Raw genomic sequence first — 17,918 nt, forward strand, 5'->3', positions numbered from 1 at the left:
TAAAAGCAAATCATCACATCCTTAAAATTAGTCTTAAATAAACATTAATAAACCTTTATCAAATTAAAATCAAATATATCTTTATTTCGAAATTTAAATATTTCTCTTCAAAATCTATACTCCCCCCAGCCAAAAAATTAATTCTCTCGAAAATTTCTTTATAATAAAGAACAAAAAAACAATTTTTCTAATACAAATTCATAACTTTGAAATACATCCCATCTAAATAAATTCTAATTATCATTATCATTATTATCATTAAGTTTGTAAAGTTTCCCTGTTGAACCTTGCTTTTCAAGTTTATCATCTTCTTTCATTTCAATATATGCTTTAATTCCTTGTTTTACATTATCAGATGCAACAACAACACTGGCCTTAAAAAGCCTTTCAGGGGAATAATTTTCAATAGCTTTTTTTATATAATAAACATTTGTTCCATAATCAATTTTAATTGTATTATCAATTGTAACAATATTTAAAGCACCTGTTTTTTTAAGGATATCCTCCGATATAAGCTCAGGACTGAAAACTACAAAGCTTAAGTCTGTTGAGACAACATCAAACTCCTGAATATTATCAAGATTTCCAAGACCCTGAATTATTAGATGAGCAATTCCCATTCCTTCAACTTCCCCTTCAATACCAGCAAAAAATGGTTCACCAACACCAAAAATCTGAAAATCAAAATAATTATAAACCCATTTAAAAGTAAAATAATACAAAGCAAAAAATGCAAATCCTAATGGTAATAAATAAATCCAATTTGTCTTGTCATGCCCTTGTAATATTCCAAACATAAAAAAATCAAAAAATCCAGCAGAAAAAGCAGCTCCAACTGCAATATCAAATACATTAGCAATCAACAATGCAAATCCGGTATAAATAGCATGCACAAAATAAAGCAAAGGTGCTGTAAAAACAAACAAAAATTCTAAAGGCTCTGTAATTCCTGTTAAGAAAGCTGCAAAAGCCCCAGAAAATAGCAAAGAAAAAACCTTACTCTTATCATCATGAATGATTCCTCTATAAACCCCGAATGCCGCCCCAGGAAGCCCAAACATAATAGAGAGATAAAATCCACTATTGAACCTGGAAATGCTTGAAGAAAACCTAGTAAGATATGGATCTGATAATTGAGCATAAAATATATTTTGAATACCACCAACAACCTGACCATTAATAACCTCAGTTCCTCCCAACGAAGTAAAGTTAAAAGGAAATGTAAGAATGGAATGAAGCCCCAAAGGAATGAGCATTCTATTTAAAACCCCATAAAGAAAACTATCAAAATAGTTAAATTTAGCAATAAAAAATCCAAAAGAAACAATTAATTCATTAAAATATGGCCAAATGAAAACAAATATTCCCCCCAATAAAATACAAAAAGGAAAAACTACTATGGGAACAAACCGAAAACCAGCAAAAAAGTTAAAAGGCCCAGGCAACTCAATATAATAAAATTTATTGTGCAAATAACCAACCAAAAGCCCAACTGATAAAGCACCTAAAATACCTGTATTTAAAGTTTGAATCCCTAAAATATTTACTTGACCAACTGAAGACATTAGATTAGGCTCAACAAGTTCTGAAAACAAATCAAGAAAATAATTTTCAGTAACATTAAAAATCAAATATCCAATAAGAGCTGAGAGTGCAGCAGGTCCCTTTTGAGCTCGAGCCACTCCAACAGTAATCCCTATAACAAAAAGCAATGGAATATTTAAAATAATAATATTACTTGTATTCTTAATAAGTCCTAAAACAACCTTAAAAACAATATTGTCAACATAAAATAAATTAGAAGGACTTGAGAGTGCAGATCCAATTCCAAGCATTAAACAAAAAATTGTCAAAACAGAAATTGGCAATCTTACTGCATTAGAAAACTTTTGTAAATTTGCAAATCTAAGAACCTTGAAAAAATTTATCACTATGGGCCTCTCCATTCAAAAATTTAAGACAATATCATTATATAGCTTTTTTTACAAAAAGTTAGATTTCCATAAAAAAATTTAAGCAGAAAATTATGCAATAACGTCAATTTAACTTTTAGTTTCATATTAAACTATTCTTGCTCACTTGATTTATGTCTTTTTTTGCATTAATATACCTAAAATAAATAAGAACAAATGTATGTTCTAAATAAAAATAATTAGAAAAGAGTAAACCCATGTTCAAAAAAAAGAAAAAACACAAATCATATCATGCCTCAATACCTAAAAATGAATTGTTCAGCTCAATATCTCACCTAATTGGCATTATTTTATCAATAATAGGAACAACAATTCTTATTACTCTATCAATTAATTCAGAAAAGTATCTTCATGCAGTATTATTTCTTATCTATGGCTCATCAATGACATTACTATATACAATGAGTACTCTTTATCATATGTTTACAAGGGGAAGTAAAATAAAACAACTTTTTAGAAAATTTGATCATATCTCAATATTCATATTGATAGCAGGAACATACACTCCACCATGTCTAATTCTTATGCCGAATGTTTATGGAAAAATAATCCTTATAGCCGTTTGGGGATTTGCTATTCTAGGAATTATTTTTAAGTCAATATACATAAACAGTCCCGGATGGATTAACGGATGCATATTCATACTTATGGGATGGAGTATTATATTTGGAATTAAACTCATTTATGAAATCCTTCCTATAAAAGGATTTGTATGGCTAGGCCTAGGGGGTATTCTTTATACACTAGGAGGAATAGTATACTCAACAAGTAAAAAACTTAATCCAATAGCAAACATGAGAATGCATGATCTTTTTCACATTTTAATCTTACTTGCATCTTTTGCTCACTTTTGGTTTATGTTAAAATATGTGCTTCCTATTAATTAAAGAGCAAACGGCTTCTGCTTGAACAAACTAAATCTTGAACAAACTAAATAATTAGATTAAATTACGTAAGTCATTTAAAAACCCTAATACAAAAAGACTTAACATCAACAAAATACCAATAATATAAAAATAATAAATGTATTTTGCATGAAATCGCTTTCCACGCAAGAGCTCAATCAAACTAATAAGAATTTGACCTCCATCAAGCATCGGAATTACAACAAAAAATAAATTCATGCCAGCAATAAGTAAACTAAAAATAGCAATAGTATTAAGCCAATATAAGATTCCAAAAGAAAAAGAACCAATAACAATGCTCATCATACCAACAGGCCCTACAATATTTTTAGAATTATTCTTAAAATTAGTAAATAACGAAATAATAGACTTAAGAATATTCCCTAAAATATTTAAGACTTTATTAAAAGAATTTTTCAAAGCAATTCCCAAATTATCTGCTTTAACCACCCGATCTAAACCGGGCAATAAATGAATTCCTAGACTTTTATTAGTATCTTGAAACACCAACTTTGAAGTTAAAATTTCTCCATTCCTCTCATACCTAATGTCTACTACATTAACATCAAGCTTAGCCGTTAAATTATTTAAATCCTCATTATTATTCAAAGCCACATCATTAATACCAATTATCTTATCATTAGGCTTAAGACCGGCAACTTCAGCTGAAGAATTTGTTTTAACTTTAGCAATAATCAGATCTACCCAAGGGCCAATTTCTTTTATAAGCTTATCCAAACTTGTATGCTCTTCAAAGCTAATACGATCACCATTTCTTAAAACCGTGAACGTCATTCTGGAATCTTTTAAGGAAACAAATTTATTTAAATCAGAATAATATTTTATATTATTATTATTAACGCTTAAAATAACATCCCCATCTTTAAATTTACTTGAAGCGCTATTATTAATAACGACTATTTTACTAGGATAATCAGGATAAACTATACCTATCATTTCTATTGCGACAAAAATAATGAATGCAAAAATTAAATTAAAAAGAGGGCCTGCAAAATATATTAATATTTTTTTAAAATGAGAAATACCAAAAATAGAATCTTTATCAGCTTCAAGCTGTCTATTTAATTTAAGCTCGTTTTCTAAGTGCTCAGATCCTTTAAGCTTACAATATCCCCCCAAAAAAATAGGAGAAAATCTATACTCCGTTTCTTTTATTTTAATTTTAAAAAGACTAGGTCCTATCCCTATAGAAAAAACTTCAACCTTAACTTTAAAAAGTTTTGCAAATAACAAATGACCTAATTCATGAATGAATATTATAAAAGTAAAAGCCAAAATACTAAGAAAAATATACATTAATTACTCCCAAAAATTAAGACAAATATAAATAAAATATAGGACCTGTTAAAAGATATGAATCAATTGAATCAAGAGCACCACCTCTACCAGGAATAATATTGCCGGAATCTTTAACTCCTGCGCTACGCTTAAGTCCAGATTCAAATAAATCACCAATAATAGTAAAGAATCCTATTAAAATGCCAAAAATCATAGCTTCTCCATAAGTTAAATTGATCAACCCTAAAAATACTACAACCATTGCAACAATAACAGAGAATAATATACCACCTAAGAATCCCATTATCGTTTTATTGGGGCTAATAATTGTAGGCCTATAACTATTTTTCCCCAAGAAATATCCAACAAGATAGGCAAAAGTATCATTACCACTTACCATAGAGAAAAGTATTAATAAAAGAATAGGTGCTCTTGGCAAAGTAGTAATAGCAACAACAAATGACATTAAAAATCCCGGATATACAAGTATAAAAATTATTGAAGTTGCTTGTGATAAAAAATTAACAATTTCATTTTCTTTAATGAAAACTAAATTAACAATCCAATTACTAAAAACTAAAGTTATACCCAAATAAAATATTATATTTATACCCAAATCAAAAATATTGTAATGTAGATATGTTAAGATTGGGGGAGATACTCCTAAAAAGAAAGATAAAATACTAGAAATAGAAGAAGACTTAACCTTAAGTAAATCATTAACTTCCTTTGCAGCAATTCCACTAAACATAAAAATTAAAATATTAATTAATAAATAATTCTCATACTCTAAAAATATTAAAAATAAAACTAAAGGAACAAAAAATAAAAATGTCCCAAGTCGTGCAATAAATGTTAATTTTCTAGACTTAAGATTAAATAAACTTTTATCTCCCAAAATTTCTCTTCCTATTCTTAAAACATTCCAAGTCTCTATCATAATGAGAAATGGAATATTCTGGCCACAAGGCACTTGAAAAAACAAATTCACAATAAGCAATTTTCCATAAAAGAAAATTACTTATTCTCATATCTCCACCAGTACGGATTAAAAGCTCAAGATCACAAAGTTCCGGATTATCCAAAAACTTAGAAAATACAACCTCATCTAAAGTCCCAAACTGTAAACCACTTCCCAAAATTTTCTTAGTAGCTCTAACTATTTCATTTCGACCGCCATAATTAATTGCTAAATTCAACATAAGTCCATCAAAATTTCTCGTAAACTCAATAGCATCAATGATTGACTTTCTTACTTTCTCGCTTAAAGCTTCAATATCTCCTGATACTAGTATTTTTATATTGTTTGCACTATAAAACTCAAACTCAGAACTTAGATAATCGGCAATCAAAAACATCAAATATTCTATTTCTGATTTTGTCCTATTCCAATTTTCTGTAGAGAAAACATAGAGAGATAAATATTTTATGCCTAATTTAAGAGAATGTTTAACTATCTCCTTGGCTCTCTTTAAACCTTCTTTGTGTCCTTCAAAAAATGACAAACCTTTTTTTAAAGCCCATCTTCTATTTCCATCCATGATGATCCCAACATGCATTGGAAGAGAATTACTACTCATAAACTTAAAATTCCATTATCTCTTTTGTTTTTAAATCAAAAATCTCATCTATTTTCTTGATATAAGAATTGGTATCTCTTTGAATATCATCTAAAATCCGTCGCAAATCATCTTCAGTAATCTGAGAATCTTTCTCTTGCTTCTTGGCCTTATTATTTAACTCCTGCCTTACATTTCTAGCCGCAACCTTATATTCCTCGGCGATCTTTTTTGCCTGTTTTACTATTTCCTTACGTCTCTCAACAGTCAATACAGGAACTTTAATCCTAAGGACTGACCCATCACTTGAAGGATTCATAGACAGATCTGAACTTAGTATAGCTTGCTCTATTTTAGATAACAAACTTTTATCCCAAGGTTGAATTACAATAAGTCTTGCCTCGGGAATACTAATATTGGCAACCCTAGTTAAGGGAGTTTTTTCTCCATAATAATCAACTAATACCTTATCAAAAAGAGCACTACTTATCCTACCCGTTCTTAAAGATTTATATTCACTATCAAGAGATAAAAGAACTCTATCCATCTTTTCGTCCAATAAAGCCTTATATTCCTCCATTCAAGCCTCCTTAAAAATTAAAAGGAATAAATTATTATCCAACACTAAAATATTTAAAATCTATTATTTCTATCTTGGTTAAAATTGATTTGGAAACCTCTTCAATCTTTTCTTTAACAGTAAGTTTATCATCCTTTACAAATCCTTGTTCTAAGAGGGTAATCTCTCCCAAATGTTTTTTAAGTTTTCCAGATACTATCCCTTTAATTACATTCTCAGGCTTTCCACTAGCTTCCATCTGCTTCATAAACACTTCTTCTTGCTCTTTAATATAATTAGGACAAACATCACCAACACTTAAATAGAGAGGAGCAAAAGCTGCTACATGCAAAGCCAGATCCATTGTAAGACTATTTAAACTCCCATCTTCAATTTTTAAAACATCATCTACCCTTAATTTAATAAACACGCCTATCTTAGATTGCTCTCCATGAAGATAATTTTTTACAAGTTCATTAGATGCAATATTTGAAATATAAATCTTGCTTACATGAATATTTTCTTTGATTGTAGCTGCTAAATTTTTAATTTCAAGTTCTTGCTGCTCGTCTAAAGAATCTTTGCCACTCTCAACTAACTGTTTTATCAAAGAATTCCCAAAAGTCACAAAATCACCATTCATAGCAACAAAATCTGTCTCACATGAAATAAGCAAAAGGCCTACTCTCTCTTTATTTACATAAGAGAATACTCGCCCTTCCTTAGCATCTCTACCACTCCTTTTATCAGCGGATGCAATACCCATCTCTCTAAGTTTTTTCTTAGCTAATTCAAAATCACCACCAACGGCATCTAATGCCTTCTTACAATCACCAAATCCAGCTCCAGTTGCGTCTCTGAGCTTTTTTACCTCTTGAGGACTAATACTCACATTACTCTCCTTATATCCTATAATTCTTTTTTCTCGTTCTTAACTTCAATTTCACTCATTAAGTCTTCTTCATTCAAATTTTCAACTATTTGAATTCCAACTTCTTTATCGCTCTCCAAGATAGCATCAGATATTATCTTAGTAAATAAAGCAACAGAACGAATTGCATCATCATTACCAGGAATTGGACAGTCAATTACATCTGGATTGCAATTTGTATCAACGACTGAAATAATAGGAATACCAAGCTTTCTAGCCTCATTAATCACTATTTGCTCTCTTTTAGGATCAATAATGAAAACGGCACCTGGAAGTTCTTCCATGTCCTTAATTCCCGTCAAATTTTTTGATAATTTCAACTTCTCACGGTTGAGTTGAGAAACTTCCTTTTTGCTAATCATTTCAAAAGTTCCATCAATTTCCATTTTTTCTAATTTTTTTAATTTTTGAACTGATTTCTTAATAGTATTAAAGTTTGAAAGCATTCCACCAAGCCACCTATTGTTAACATAAGGCATATCACTTCTTTTAGCTTCCTGTTCAATTATTTCGCTTGCCTGCTTTTTAGTGCCAACAAATAAGACTTTCTTACCACTCTTTATAACGCTTTGAACAAGCTCATAAGAATCTTTAATACCTTGCAAAGTTTTTTGCAAATCCAAAATATGTATTTCATTTCTCTCTGAAAAGATAAACCTTTTCATTCTTGGATCAAGCCTTTTTACCTGATGTCCAAAATGAACTCCAGCCTCTAAAAGGCTTTTCATAGTAATAACTGCCAAAATAACCTCCTAAATCCCTCGCTTTTACTCACTAATTACATAGCGGAAATTACATTTTCTCTAATAAGGATATCATAAAATAAACCGATTGGTAAGCCTATTATATTTGAATAACTACCATTAATATATTCAATCAAGATATCTGCAACACCATTTTTAAGACTTATACCCCCAGCCTTATTTTTCCAATGTCCAAGTTCAATATAATGATAAACAATATCTGGAGTTAATTCTCGAAATTTAATAAATGATATTTCACAAGCTTTAACTATTTTTTCTTTTGTTGGAATAAATATACAAAAACTAGTCTCAACTTCAATAAGCTTATTACTATATCCCATTATCTTGCTAAAAGCTTCCTTTTCATCTCTTATTTTGCCAACATAAACCGAATCATTCTTTAACAGAGTATCAACAGTAATTAAACATTTATCCTTACCATATTTCTCAATAGCACTAGTAAGTTTAAGAACCGCTATCCTCTCCGTAACACCAGTCTCACCTGTTTTCATTATTAAGTTCTCATCAATATCAACACTAAGAGATAAAAAATTAATTTTTAAAGCCTCTAAAAACTCAGCCCTAACAAGAGAACTTGATACGAGTGCAATCTCAAAATTCTCCTTATAAATCATTCTTACTCCTCTCAGAAAATCTTAATAAAGATATTAAAACTATTGAACCAATAACTGGAAACAAATAAAATAAAATATCTACTTGTCTATTATAATAATCGGAATAAAAAAGAGGTATAAAAAATAAAAATAAAACACTTCCTAAAAAACTTATAAAATAAACTAGCAAAAACCCAAATCTTAATATACCAAAAAAGACAATAATAAAACTTATCACAAAAGAGACAATAATATTAGTTAAAATTAAATGAAAAAAAAATGTTACCATGCCTCACCTTCAATTAATTCGACAACTCAAAACTATTTAAACTCCCTATATTCACAATAACACTATACAACTCATCTTCAATAGCATTACCTGCTGCCATAACAAAAATCACCAAATTATACTTAGGGGAAACATCTTTTGTAAAAAAATTATCACTAATGTGCTTGAGATCAAATGGTCTCTTATCACTATCTGCGACTTTAGATTTTTTAAGAGCTTCAGAAAATTCACTATACAAACCATTAACAACATAGGATCTATATATAGTTTTAATATGTTTAATCAGAGGCGCTGAAGAATCACTACCATTCCTTATACTAATAAAAACTGATCCAGGAGTACTCTTCCTCAAGTTTTCAAAATTAAATTCAATATATAAAGGAAATTTTCCTTGAATCCAACTTTTGTCCAATTTCAAAGTCGGTCTCCCTGAAGAACGATCACCGTCCAAATTAATTTTATAAAATCCTCTCCTATTAAACTCATTAACATTATTAAAAACACTCTTTAAAGCATCAAAATCTCTTTGAACACTCTTTGTAAAACTCCCAAAATGGTAATTTGAACCCTCTGGGTAGAATTTATAATATATATCAAAACCCCTAATTTTAGAATTATTGTGATTATTAAAATAACCTGAAGGCAATTTAAAAGCAAGAGTATCTCTGGAAGCTCTACTATCAACTACCAAAGGAGAATCGATTATAGCGATATCTTCAATACCACAACCAAATATTAATAAAGAAATAACTACAAATGTAGTATTAGAAAACTTTTTCATACCAAAACAAAAAATAAACCAAATTACCTAAGCTGCAAAAGCTTATTTTTGGCAACATTAACATATAAGTTATTTTCATAAGAAAAATTAGCAATTTTAGAGTATATTTCAATAGCCAATTTTTTATCTTTAGCTTCAATTAATACCGCTTTACCAAGCAAGGCTCTAATTTTAATAAAATCTAATTTGGTCTGCTTAATCACATTATCATATATCAATAAAGCATCCTCAACTTGTCCCATTTTTTCGTAAACCACAGCTTTATTAATATAGGCAAGTTCCCTTTCAATCCACTTTGAACCAATAACAATATCTAAATCCTTAAGAGCTTCTTTATATAAACCCTTAATTTGGAAATAAGTAGACCTTGCAAGATAAAACCGTGGGAGAAATTCATGTGCAACATCGTCTCTCTTATTTACAGCTTCCTCTATTTTAGGCTCTAATTTAAGTTTTTCTTCAGCATTCTTTGCTCTTAAATAAAGATTTAAATCTCTCTCAAGATTTTCTACTACTTCCCCCCCTGCCTTAACATGATCTATATCCATAGAATCATAAAAACAAAGGATAATTCCTACAAAAACAATAACTGCAAGAATACCTACAAAAAATTTATTTTTAAACATCAGCATTCCTCTTTAACAGATTCGCAAAGGGCTTATAAGACTCTTCATCATCCTCCTTAAACAAATAAGAAGAAATTTCTTCGCTTGATTTTTGTTCCTTATACGCCCTATAAGAAAGCAAAACCAACTTATTTTTAAAATCAATATTGGTAATCATAACTTTAAGTTTGTCCCCAACATTCAAATTTTCAAAAGTATCCAAGCTGGATTCTTTTGTATCTCCAAGTTGAATTTTACTAATAAATCCCATTATTTTACCATAAACTCTTACCTGAACTCCCTTTGATTTCTTCTCTAAAACTTCAACTTCAAGGGTATCACCTTTCTTATAGCTCTTAGAGAAATCATCCCAAGGATTTTCTTCCAACTGTTTAATTCCCAACCTAATGTTTTGCTTCTTTGCATCAAATTCAATTACTTTTCCACTAATTGAACTTCCCAATTTAAAGTATTCCTCAGGATTAATCTCATCAACCCAAGAAATATCAAATTTACTAATATATGCATCTATGCCTTCTTCAATGCTCACAAAGGCACCTGTCTTTGTGATATTCTTAACAACACCCTGAACAACCTTACCAACATCACACCTTTGAGATAAACTATTCCATGGATTCTCATTAACTTGCTTAATACCTAGAGATATTTTTTGATTTTCCTTGTCTATCTCCAAAATCTTAACTTCTACGATTTGCCCAACCTTAACTAATTCTTGGGGACTTTTTATCACCCTTACCCAAGAAAAATTGCTTATATGAAGAAATCCTGATATCTCACTATCAAGTTCAACCACAGCACCAAAGGGTAATATTTTCACAACTTTGCCCTTTACAATACTTTCAATCTTATACCTAGATTCAACAGAATCCCAAGGATTTGCCTTTAAAGCTTTAAGGGATAATTCCATCTTTCCTGTATTTACACTTAATTTGATGATTTGCAATCTTAATTTATCACCAACACGAATAAAATCTTCAATATTTTCAACACGACTAAATGCAATATTTCTTTTATGCAATACTCCCAAAACAAGATTCTTAACCTTTATAATAGCACCATAATCTGTAATTCTCTCAACAACACCATCAACTATATCTCCCTCGCTATAAGAATTAACAAGCTCTTTTCTTTTCAAAAGCTCTCGCTCTCTCTCCAAAGTCCGTCTATCAAGAATAAGCCTAAGACCATCAGTTTTATCTGCCTGAATAACATAAAACTCAACTACCAAGCCTCTTTTTAATTTTTCATCTCTAATTTTAGAACTCAAATAAGATGGCATAAATCCGGTAACATTTTCATTAATTTGGACTTTATAGCCACTTGAAAGTTCAACTAAAATCTTGCCTTTAAGCACCTTTCTATTTGCAATATACTCATCAATCTTATCTTGCAAATTAAGAGAATCAAGCTTTGCAACACTAAGAACTAATCCCAATTCTCCCCCTACCCTCGTAACTATTGCATCAAGTTTATCTCCAACATTTGGAATGGTTTCAAATTCATCGATTTTAATAAAACCTTCAGACTTATACCCAATATCTACAAGCACATAATCTTTCATGATATTTATAACAACACCAGAAACGCTACTACCAAGTTCTACTTTTTCAAGAACCTTCAGATAATTTTCTTGTAAATCTTCTTGCTTTTCCATCCTCACCTCTCTATCACTTTTTTTTCAAATTAAACGTCTTTATGATAATATCACATACATCATCTAGGCATTTATAGCTTGTATCAATATAAAAAACTTCTTTAGCCAATTTCAATTTACCATACTCTTTATTTTGATCAATTTCATCTCGCCTCTCTAGTGCTTGCTCTAACTCATTTAAAGTGATATCATCATCCCTTTGATTATACCGTCTTAAAGCTCGCACTTTAACAGAAGCATCAAGATATATCTTAACCTTAGCTTCTGGAAATACTACGGTAGTAATATCTCTACCCTCTATTATATAATTATCATCCTTTAATTTAACTATTTCTCTTAATTTTTTATTTACAATATTCCTAACACCTATATAAGAAGAATAAAGAGAAACTTGAAGATCTATTCTTTCATTTAAAATATGACTCGTAACATTTACACCATTAAGCAAAAAATCAACACCATTAAATTTGATATCATTTTGTAATACAAGTTCTAAAATTTTACTCTCACTAAGCAGATCATATTCGTTTAGAGTAAACTTTTGAGCAATCAAAGTTATTATTCTATAAAAATAACCAGAACTAATAAACTTAAAACCTAATCTGCTCCCTAGCGCTTTCGCAATCGAGCTTTTCCCCGAAGCTGAAGGACCATCAATTGCTATTATCATTTAATATTCCCCCCAAAAGCTGTGTCTTGAATCTATTAATCTTAGCTAAAGACAAAACTTTAATTTGTCCTTCTTTTAAATTATCCAACTTAATATTACCTATTCTAATTCTGTGAACTTTCTTTAAAAAGATATTCTTACTTAAAAAGACTTTTCGAATCTCCCTATTTTTACCTTCCGTTAAAACCAACTTAACAGAATTATTGCCAAGCATTTCATAAGATTTTAACTTAAATATTTCTCTTTCAATCTTTATTCCATGTTTAAAATTAATAAGCAAATCCTCATTAACATCCTTTTTTGACTCAACAATATACTCCTTTTCAACCTCACTCCTTGGATGAACAATACTATTTGCAAACTGACCATCATTAGTAAAAAGCAAAAGTCCAGAACTTTTAAAATCAAGTCTACCAATTGAGAACAAACGTTCTTTAAACAAAGGCTGAACTAAAGATATTGCCAATTTTCTCCCCTCTGGGTCAAAATTGGAACATAAATAATTTTTAGGTTTATGAAGGGCTATATAAATCTTACTTTCAATTTTCAAGTCTCTCAAGACAAATACTTGTCTTCTATACTCCACTCTATCACCTAAGAACACTTTATCTCCAAGCTTTGCAAGAGTACCATTTATTTTGACAAGATTTTTTCTTATAAGCTCTTCACAAAATCTCCTAGATCCCATACCTTTCTCTGCCAAAAAAACATGGGCTCTAAGCCCTCTGCTGTTTATATTCGTCAATACTTTTTCCTTTTCTTAAAACCAGCTTATCATTTGTATAAACTAAATCTATAATATTTGACATTTTATATTCAAGAGCGATTAAAAAATAACAAAATCTCTCAAAAAAGTAAAATTTATCATCAAAATCCAATAAAAATTCAAAAATTAAATTATCTTCCTTAGTTAAAAGGGCAATAATTCTTGTTTTTTTATCCAAAAACTTAGCATCATATGTGCCTAAAATAACATTAGACCTTAATTTAATATTACGAGGAATATCATCATGCTTTCTCTCTACCCTTGCCACCCTGACTGTGCTCTTAACCTTATTAATCTCGATCTTGCAATCCTGAATATTATCCACACTTTCTAAAAAGGTACCATTTTCTCTAAAAAAAGAAGATTTAAATACATTTAGGCATACACCGTCTTTTAAATTATGAGTTGCGCTCCTGATCTCTGCAGATTTTTCACTGTAATTTATTAATTTCTGCACTATCTCCCTTTCAACTAATTTTTTATCCTTTAATTTTACTGGATAAAGAATTTGTGTCTTTAAATAAAGCAAACTGGTTGAAAAAGAATAAAACTTAATTAAGTCTTTAACATCTATTTCAATGCTCTCAGAAAATGTCAAAAAATCTTCTATTATTTTATTTAAATTAAAAGTCTTTAAAATCTCTCTTTTATTTCTTACGTAATCAAAAAAAATTTCTATTCCACCTTTAAAATCATTACAAACAATCAAATAATCATCTAAACCTACCATTTTATTTTTTATCTTTCTTAGCATCAGGTGGTACCAACTTCAAGAAAATCTTGATTGGGATCCTCAAAAATTATTTTTCTAAGCTTACTCTCAAGTTCATCAGTCACCTCTTTTTCTTTAACTAAATAACTAACAGCATGCTCTCTGCCTTGTCCTAACTTATCGTCTCCCATAGAATACCAAGAACCTGTTTTTTGTATCAAATTATACTTAACTGAAGCATCTAGTATACTAGCTTCACGCGAAATGCCTTTTCCAAAATAAATCACAAGTTCTACTTTACGAAAAGGAGGTGCTACTTTATTTTTTACAACCTTAATTCTTATTTTATTACCAACAATATCATCCGCAGAACTCCCCGTTACCTGATCAATCTTCCTAACTTCAAGACGAAGAGAAGAATAAAATTTTAAAGCATTTCCTCCAGTAGTAGTCTCTGGATTGCCAAACATTACACCGATTTTCATTCTTAGTTGATTAATAAACATAATACAAGTATTAGATTTTGAGAGTATGCCTGTAATCTTTCTTAAAGCCTTACTCATTAATCTTGCTTGAAGCCCAATCTGAGAATCGCCCATCTCTCCATCAATCTCTGCCTGTGGTGTCAAAGCTGCAACAGAATCAACAACAATTAAATCAACTCCACCACTTCTAATTAAATATTCAGCAATCTCAAGAGCTTGTTCTCCTGTGTCAGGCTGACTAATCCAAAGTTCATCAATATTAACACCCAAAGCTTTTGCATAAGCAGGATCAAGAGCATGTTCAGCATCAATAAAAGCTGCTATTCCACCATTTTTTTGAACCTCAGCAATTGCTTGAAGAGTCAAAGTAGTCTTACCGGAAGATTCAGGACCAAAAATTTCTATTATTCTTCCCCTTGGATATCCCCCAACACCAATTGCCTCATCAAGCAAAATAGAACCACTAGATATGCTCTCTATGCCTTTACCAACAGGAGACTCTCCCATCTTAATAAGACTGCCTTTACCAAAATCTTTCTCTATTTGAACTCTAGCAAGCTCAATGGCCTTTTCTCTATTTAATCTGTCATTTAAAGAATTATCTGGGTTATCTTTTAATTTTGACATCTTACCTCTTTAATTAATTCTGGCAGGTTCTATCTTTTTAACATAATATTGGAAACGAGTATCATTTATTACAAAATCAAGATTGTCGCCTTCTTTTGCATCTAACAAATTTTCTCCAAAAGGAGATTTATAAGATATAATGCCTTCATCAGGATTTGACTCCCAAGGTCCAAATATCAAATAAAACTCTTCCCTTCCTGTATCTTTATTAATCATAGTAACTTTTGTTCCAAACCCAACAACAGAGCTTTGAAGTTCTTTAGTATCAACAACTTTTGCAACATCTATTTCTAACATAAGAGAATTTAATCTCTTTGTTAAAAACTGCTGCCTTTCCTTTGCAGAATGATATTCTGCATTTTCTTTTAAATCACCAAGCTCACGGGCCTTACCAATTTCTTTAGAATTCTCCGGTATCTCTACATCTTTTAAGTACTGTAATTCCTTCTGCTTCTTGCTAAGAGAACTTAAAATAGTTAAAAATCCTATTTCGACCTTATCACCTGAGAATTGCAGTTTTTCATCTTCAAATTCAATAGCACTAAATACAGTTCTTATTGCGGTTTTAATATGTAAGAGATCCTTTGGGGGAAAATCTCTTATATAAAAACAAGTCATATATATCCTTTTGGCAAGCTCCTCATCCATGACCTTATTTAAAACAATACTTAGATATTTATCTTTAATTAAAAGATTAATTACCATTTTATAAATTCTCTTGTTAGCAACAGAATTATTTTTATTATTAATCTTAACAACACTGTCTGTTAAAATCTTGATCAAATTTACCAATAACTCTGAATCGGAATAATCCAAATTAAGCGAATAAGAAACATAATGCTTTAAAATCCAAATATAAGCATCTTTATAAACTTTATAATTCTTTATGACATAATTAAAAAGCTGTGATGTTTCTTTTATATCTTCCTTATAAAGAGAATCTATCAATTTCTTATTAACATAATAAGGAAAAAGCTGCTTATAATAAGCAACCCAATCAACTAACTCTTCCTTGATTAAGGATACCAACTCCTTTTTAATCTCTGCATTCAAGATTGAATCAAAAAGATCAACTATATTCTTGGAATATTCCCTCAAGAGAACTTCTAAATTAATATCTTTTTCAATATTAATCTTAAAAGCAACCCCACTCTCAGAGTTTTTTAAAGATTTAAGTATTACATAAGAACTTATAACATAATGATCAACCTTTGTAAAATTATTAACATAAATCAAAAAATAATTAAGCATTTCCTCTTCAACATGTAAATCCTTTACAACGCCACCAGAAGTACCACAATAGTGCATAAAAATTTCATATCTTTTATAAAAATCCTTTTCTATTTTAAATTTATCATAAACTTTTTCATTAAAGTTAGAAGCCCTCTCATTATATATATAACAATCGGCTTTTCCAGAGGCCATAACAAAATGGGGATTATCTTTTAGAATTTGCTTAGCTTTTACACTCCACGCATTCCACGCACTCTGAGTCATTAAACTTGGAACAAGTTCCCTTTTTATCCCCTTAAGATCAATTGACTTATAGCTTTTAATAATGATCCTCAAGGCCCATTCAATATCTCTCTTCAGATTCTCTACAAGCTCCTCTTTTGGCTTAATTGCCTTCAAAACTCGAATATCTTCTTTCTCAAGAGGAGATAGAGCAGATATAGCCATATCAAAACTAATAAAATGTCCTCGTTTAGAGACAAAATCAACTACAATGCCTTGTTCATTTACATCCTTAACTATTCCTACAAACCAGGTTTGATGATATACAAAATTACCCTTAGCAAAAAATAAATATTTTTCAAAATCAGAATAAACATCAACAAAATTTTTATCCAAGTTTTCAATATCAGACTTCTCAAGATATTCTTCAATATTTTTAATATCCTTATATTTTTCCCTTAAAAAGATAACCAAATTCTCTCTTGCTTTCTGATTTTTATTGTCAAGCTTTAAAATTCCCTTCAAAATTTCTATTGTCTCATCAATATTTCCACTTACAGAATAATGCCCATATAGATCTTCATAAAGAACCACAACTTTTTTAAACCCAAGTTCTTTCTCAACTTTTTGAAGTATAAGAAGAAAAGAATCAAAATCATCAGATACATACTTAATCAACTTAGACCATATTTCTCTAATGCCTGACATTTGTTTTTTATCGATAAAACGGTAAATGGCTTTTCTAAAAAAATATATTGATTTTTGCAAATCAATATTCTCATAATGAGTAGCAAGCTGTCTTACAAATACAGTATCATCAACATCAGATTCAACAATGCGCATCCAAATATCTGGTAATTTATCATTCTCATTATTCTGTGCATATATCTTTGCAAGTGTATAGAGCGCATGCTTATTTTCAGAGGTTAAAAGCATCTTGTTGCATATATGTTCAACAAGAGACCACTTCAAATTTTGGGAAAATAAGTCTACAACTGTAAGCAAGCTCATATCATTAAGCGGCCTTCTACTATATATAAGCATGCCTGAAATATAAAGACCAGCAATACTCTTCTTGACGTCCTTTAAATGCTTACCACAAATATCTAAAGCTTCTTCTGTTAAATTTTCAGAAATTATACTATCTATTAACTCATCCAATTCCTTTATCTTGGCAAGAGAATAATTATTAACAACTATCCTTGTCCATTTATCCTCTTGCAAGATATTATCTAATCTTTCTATAGTAATATTAGACATTCAACTCTCC

The 17,918-nt window shown here is 30.0% G+C and carries 18 protein-coding genes; 1 reads left to right on the plus strand and 17 read right to left on the minus strand.

Going from position 1 to position 17,918, the window contains the following annotated elements; translation table 11 throughout:
• Positions 1 to 233: 233 nt before the first annotated feature.
• On the minus strand, positions 234 to 1,931 hold the full coding sequence (locus bhDAH_RS00570; protein WP_043924387.1) for a PTS transporter subunit EIIC: 1,698 nt from the start codon (positions 1,929 to 1,931) through the stop codon (positions 234 to 236).
• Between the two features lie 239 nt (positions 1,932 to 2,170).
• On the opposite strand from bhDAH_RS00570, the gene trhA reads away from it, so the two are divergent.
• Positions 2,171 to 2,860: a PAQR family membrane homeostasis protein TrhA gene (gene trhA, locus bhDAH_RS00575; protein WP_012421895.1), complete on the plus strand. Its 690-nt coding sequence runs from the start codon at positions 2,171 to 2,173 to the stop codon at positions 2,858 to 2,860.
• 51 nt (positions 2,861 to 2,911) lie between these two features.
• Here trhA and rseP read toward each other — a convergent pair whose 3' ends face one another.
• The 16 genes from rseP to greA are packed head-to-tail and all read right to left on the minus strand — an operon-like array spanning position 2,912 to position 17,908.
• On the minus strand, positions 2,912 to 4,195 hold the full coding sequence (gene rseP / locus bhDAH_RS00580) for an RIP metalloprotease RseP (protein WP_012421896.1): 1,284 nt from the start codon (positions 4,193 to 4,195) through the stop codon (positions 2,912 to 2,914).
• Positions 4,196 to 4,211: 16 nt separating this feature from the next.
• On the minus strand, positions 4,212 to 5,117 hold the full coding sequence (locus tag bhDAH_RS00585; RefSeq protein ID WP_012421897.1) for a phosphatidate cytidylyltransferase: 906 nt from the start codon (positions 5,115 to 5,117) through the stop codon (positions 4,212 to 4,214).
• Positions 5,065 to 5,757 carry a polyprenyl diphosphate synthase gene (gene uppS / locus bhDAH_RS00590; protein WP_012421898.1) on the minus strand — a complete coding sequence of 231 codons (693 nt, stop codon included), beginning with the start codon at positions 5,755 to 5,757 and terminating at the stop codon, positions 5,065 to 5,067. Before uppS ends, bhDAH_RS00585 begins: the two co-directional genes overlap by 53 nt.
• Before the next feature lie 4 nt (positions 5,758 to 5,761).
• On the minus strand, positions 5,762 to 6,316 hold the full coding sequence (frr, locus tag bhDAH_RS00595; RefSeq protein ID WP_012421899.1) for a ribosome recycling factor: 555 nt from the start codon (positions 6,314 to 6,316) through the stop codon (positions 5,762 to 5,764).
• Positions 6,317 to 6,350: 34 nt separating this feature from the next.
• Complete coding sequence (gene tsf / locus bhDAH_RS00600; protein WP_012421900.1) at positions 6,351 to 7,187, minus strand: translation elongation factor Ts; 837 nt, start codon at positions 7,185 to 7,187, stop codon at positions 6,351 to 6,353.
• 17 nt (positions 7,188 to 7,204) lie between these two features.
• Entirely contained in the window at positions 7,205 to 7,969 is a 765-nt protein-coding gene (rpsB, locus tag bhDAH_RS00605) for a 30S ribosomal protein S2 (protein ID WP_012421901.1), read from the minus strand.
• 35 nt (positions 7,970 to 8,004) lie between these two features.
• Complete coding sequence (locus tag bhDAH_RS00610) at positions 8,005 to 8,604, minus strand: Maf family protein (RefSeq protein ID WP_012421902.1); 600 nt, start codon at positions 8,602 to 8,604, stop codon at positions 8,005 to 8,007.
• Positions 8,594 to 8,872, minus strand: a complete 279-nt coding sequence (locus tag bhDAH_RS00615) for a hypothetical protein (protein ID WP_012421903.1) — start codon at positions 8,870 to 8,872, stop codon at positions 8,594 to 8,596. Before bhDAH_RS00615 ends, bhDAH_RS00610 begins: the two co-directional genes overlap by 11 nt.
• Before the next feature lie 13 nt (positions 8,873 to 8,885).
• Entirely contained in the window at positions 8,886 to 9,653 is a 768-nt protein-coding gene (locus bhDAH_RS00620; protein ID WP_012421904.1) for a hypothetical protein, read from the minus strand.
• 23 nt (positions 9,654 to 9,676) lie between these two features.
• Complete coding sequence (locus bhDAH_RS00625) at positions 9,677 to 10,279, minus strand: tetratricopeptide repeat protein (RefSeq protein ID WP_043924388.1); 603 nt, start codon at positions 10,277 to 10,279, stop codon at positions 9,677 to 9,679.
• The gene (locus bhDAH_RS00630) at positions 10,272 to 11,933 is read right to left on the minus strand and encodes a 30S ribosomal protein S1 (protein ID WP_043924389.1); all 1,662 of its coding nucleotides are present in this window, start codon (positions 11,931 to 11,933) and stop codon (positions 10,272 to 10,274) included. The genes bhDAH_RS00625 and bhDAH_RS00630 overlap by 8 nt, the downstream gene beginning before the upstream one ends.
• A gap of 13 nt (positions 11,934 to 11,946) precedes the next feature.
• On the minus strand, positions 11,947 to 12,603 hold the full coding sequence (gene cmk, locus bhDAH_RS00635) for a (d)CMP kinase (RefSeq protein ID WP_012421907.1): 657 nt from the start codon (positions 12,601 to 12,603) through the stop codon (positions 11,947 to 11,949).
• On the minus strand, positions 12,587 to 13,339 hold the full coding sequence (locus bhDAH_RS00640) for a pseudouridine synthase (RefSeq protein ID WP_257722526.1): 753 nt from the start codon (positions 13,337 to 13,339) through the stop codon (positions 12,587 to 12,589). The genes cmk and bhDAH_RS00640 overlap by 17 nt, the downstream gene beginning before the upstream one ends.
• Positions 13,320 to 14,123, minus strand: coding sequence for a hypothetical protein (locus bhDAH_RS00645; RefSeq protein WP_012421909.1), 804 nt, complete (start codon positions 14,121 to 14,123; stop codon positions 13,320 to 13,322). Before bhDAH_RS00645 ends, bhDAH_RS00640 begins: the two co-directional genes overlap by 20 nt.
• Positions 14,123 to 15,193, minus strand: a complete 1,071-nt coding sequence (recA, locus tag bhDAH_RS00650) for a recombinase RecA (protein ID WP_012421910.1) — start codon at positions 15,191 to 15,193, stop codon at positions 14,123 to 14,125. Before recA ends, bhDAH_RS00645 begins: the two co-directional genes overlap by 1 nt.
• Before the next feature lie 9 nt (positions 15,194 to 15,202).
• Positions 15,203 to 17,908, minus strand: coding sequence for a transcription elongation factor GreA (greA, locus tag bhDAH_RS00655; protein WP_012421911.1), 2,706 nt, complete (start codon positions 17,906 to 17,908; stop codon positions 15,203 to 15,205).
• Between the last annotated feature and the right edge of the window lie 10 nt (positions 17,909 to 17,918).

Origin of the sequence: Borrelia hermsii DAH (assembly GCF_023035675.1) — a bacterium.
Classification (GTDB): Bacteria; Spirochaetota; Spirochaetia; order Borreliales; family Borreliaceae; genus Borrelia; species Borrelia hermsii.

Coding starts and splice junctions, on each gene's coding strand:
- uppS (WP_012421898.1), bottom strand. CDS start 5,757: ATGAGTAGTAATTCTCTTCCAATGCATGTTGGGATCATCATGGATGGA.
- bhDAH_RS00615 (WP_012421903.1), bottom strand. CDS start 8,872: ATGGTAACATTTTTTTTTCATTTAATTTTAACTAATATTATTGTCTCT.
- bhDAH_RS00645 (WP_012421909.1), bottom strand. CDS start 14,123: ATGCTAAGAAAGATAAAAAATAAAATGGTAGGTTTAGATGATTATTTG.
- bhDAH_RS00625 (WP_043924388.1), bottom strand. CDS start 10,279: ATGTTTAAAAATAAATTTTTTGTAGGTATTCTTGCAGTTATTGTTTTT.
- rseP (WP_012421896.1), bottom strand. CDS start 4,195: ATGTATATTTTTCTTAGTATTTTGGCTTTTACTTTTATAATATTCATT.
- trhA (WP_012421895.1), top strand. CDS start 2,171: ATGTTCAAAAAAAAGAAAAAACACAAATCATATCATGCCTCAATACCT.
- bhDAH_RS00610 (WP_012421902.1), bottom strand. CDS start 8,604: ATGATTTATAAGGAGAATTTTGAGATTGCACTCGTATCAAGTTCTCTT.
- cmk (WP_012421907.1), bottom strand. CDS start 12,603: ATGATAATAGCAATTGATGGTCCTTCAGCTTCGGGGAAAAGCTCGATT.
- bhDAH_RS00630 (WP_043924389.1), bottom strand. CDS start 11,933: ATGGAAAAGCAAGAAGATTTACAAGAAAATTATCTGAAGGTTCTTGAA.
- recA (WP_012421910.1), bottom strand. CDS start 15,193: ATGTCAAAATTAAAAGATAACCCAGATAATTCTTTAAATGACAGATTA.
- greA (WP_012421911.1), bottom strand. CDS start 17,908: ATGTCTAATATTACTATAGAAAGATTAGATAATATCTTGCAAGAGGAT.
- bhDAH_RS00620 (WP_012421904.1), bottom strand. CDS start 9,653: ATGAAAAAGTTTTCTAATACTACATTTGTAGTTATTTCTTTATTAATA.
- bhDAH_RS00585 (WP_012421897.1), bottom strand. CDS start 5,117: ATGATAGAGACTTGGAATGTTTTAAGAATAGGAAGAGAAATTTTGGGA.
- frr (WP_012421899.1), bottom strand. CDS start 6,316: ATGGAGGAATATAAGGCTTTATTGGACGAAAAGATGGATAGAGTTCTT.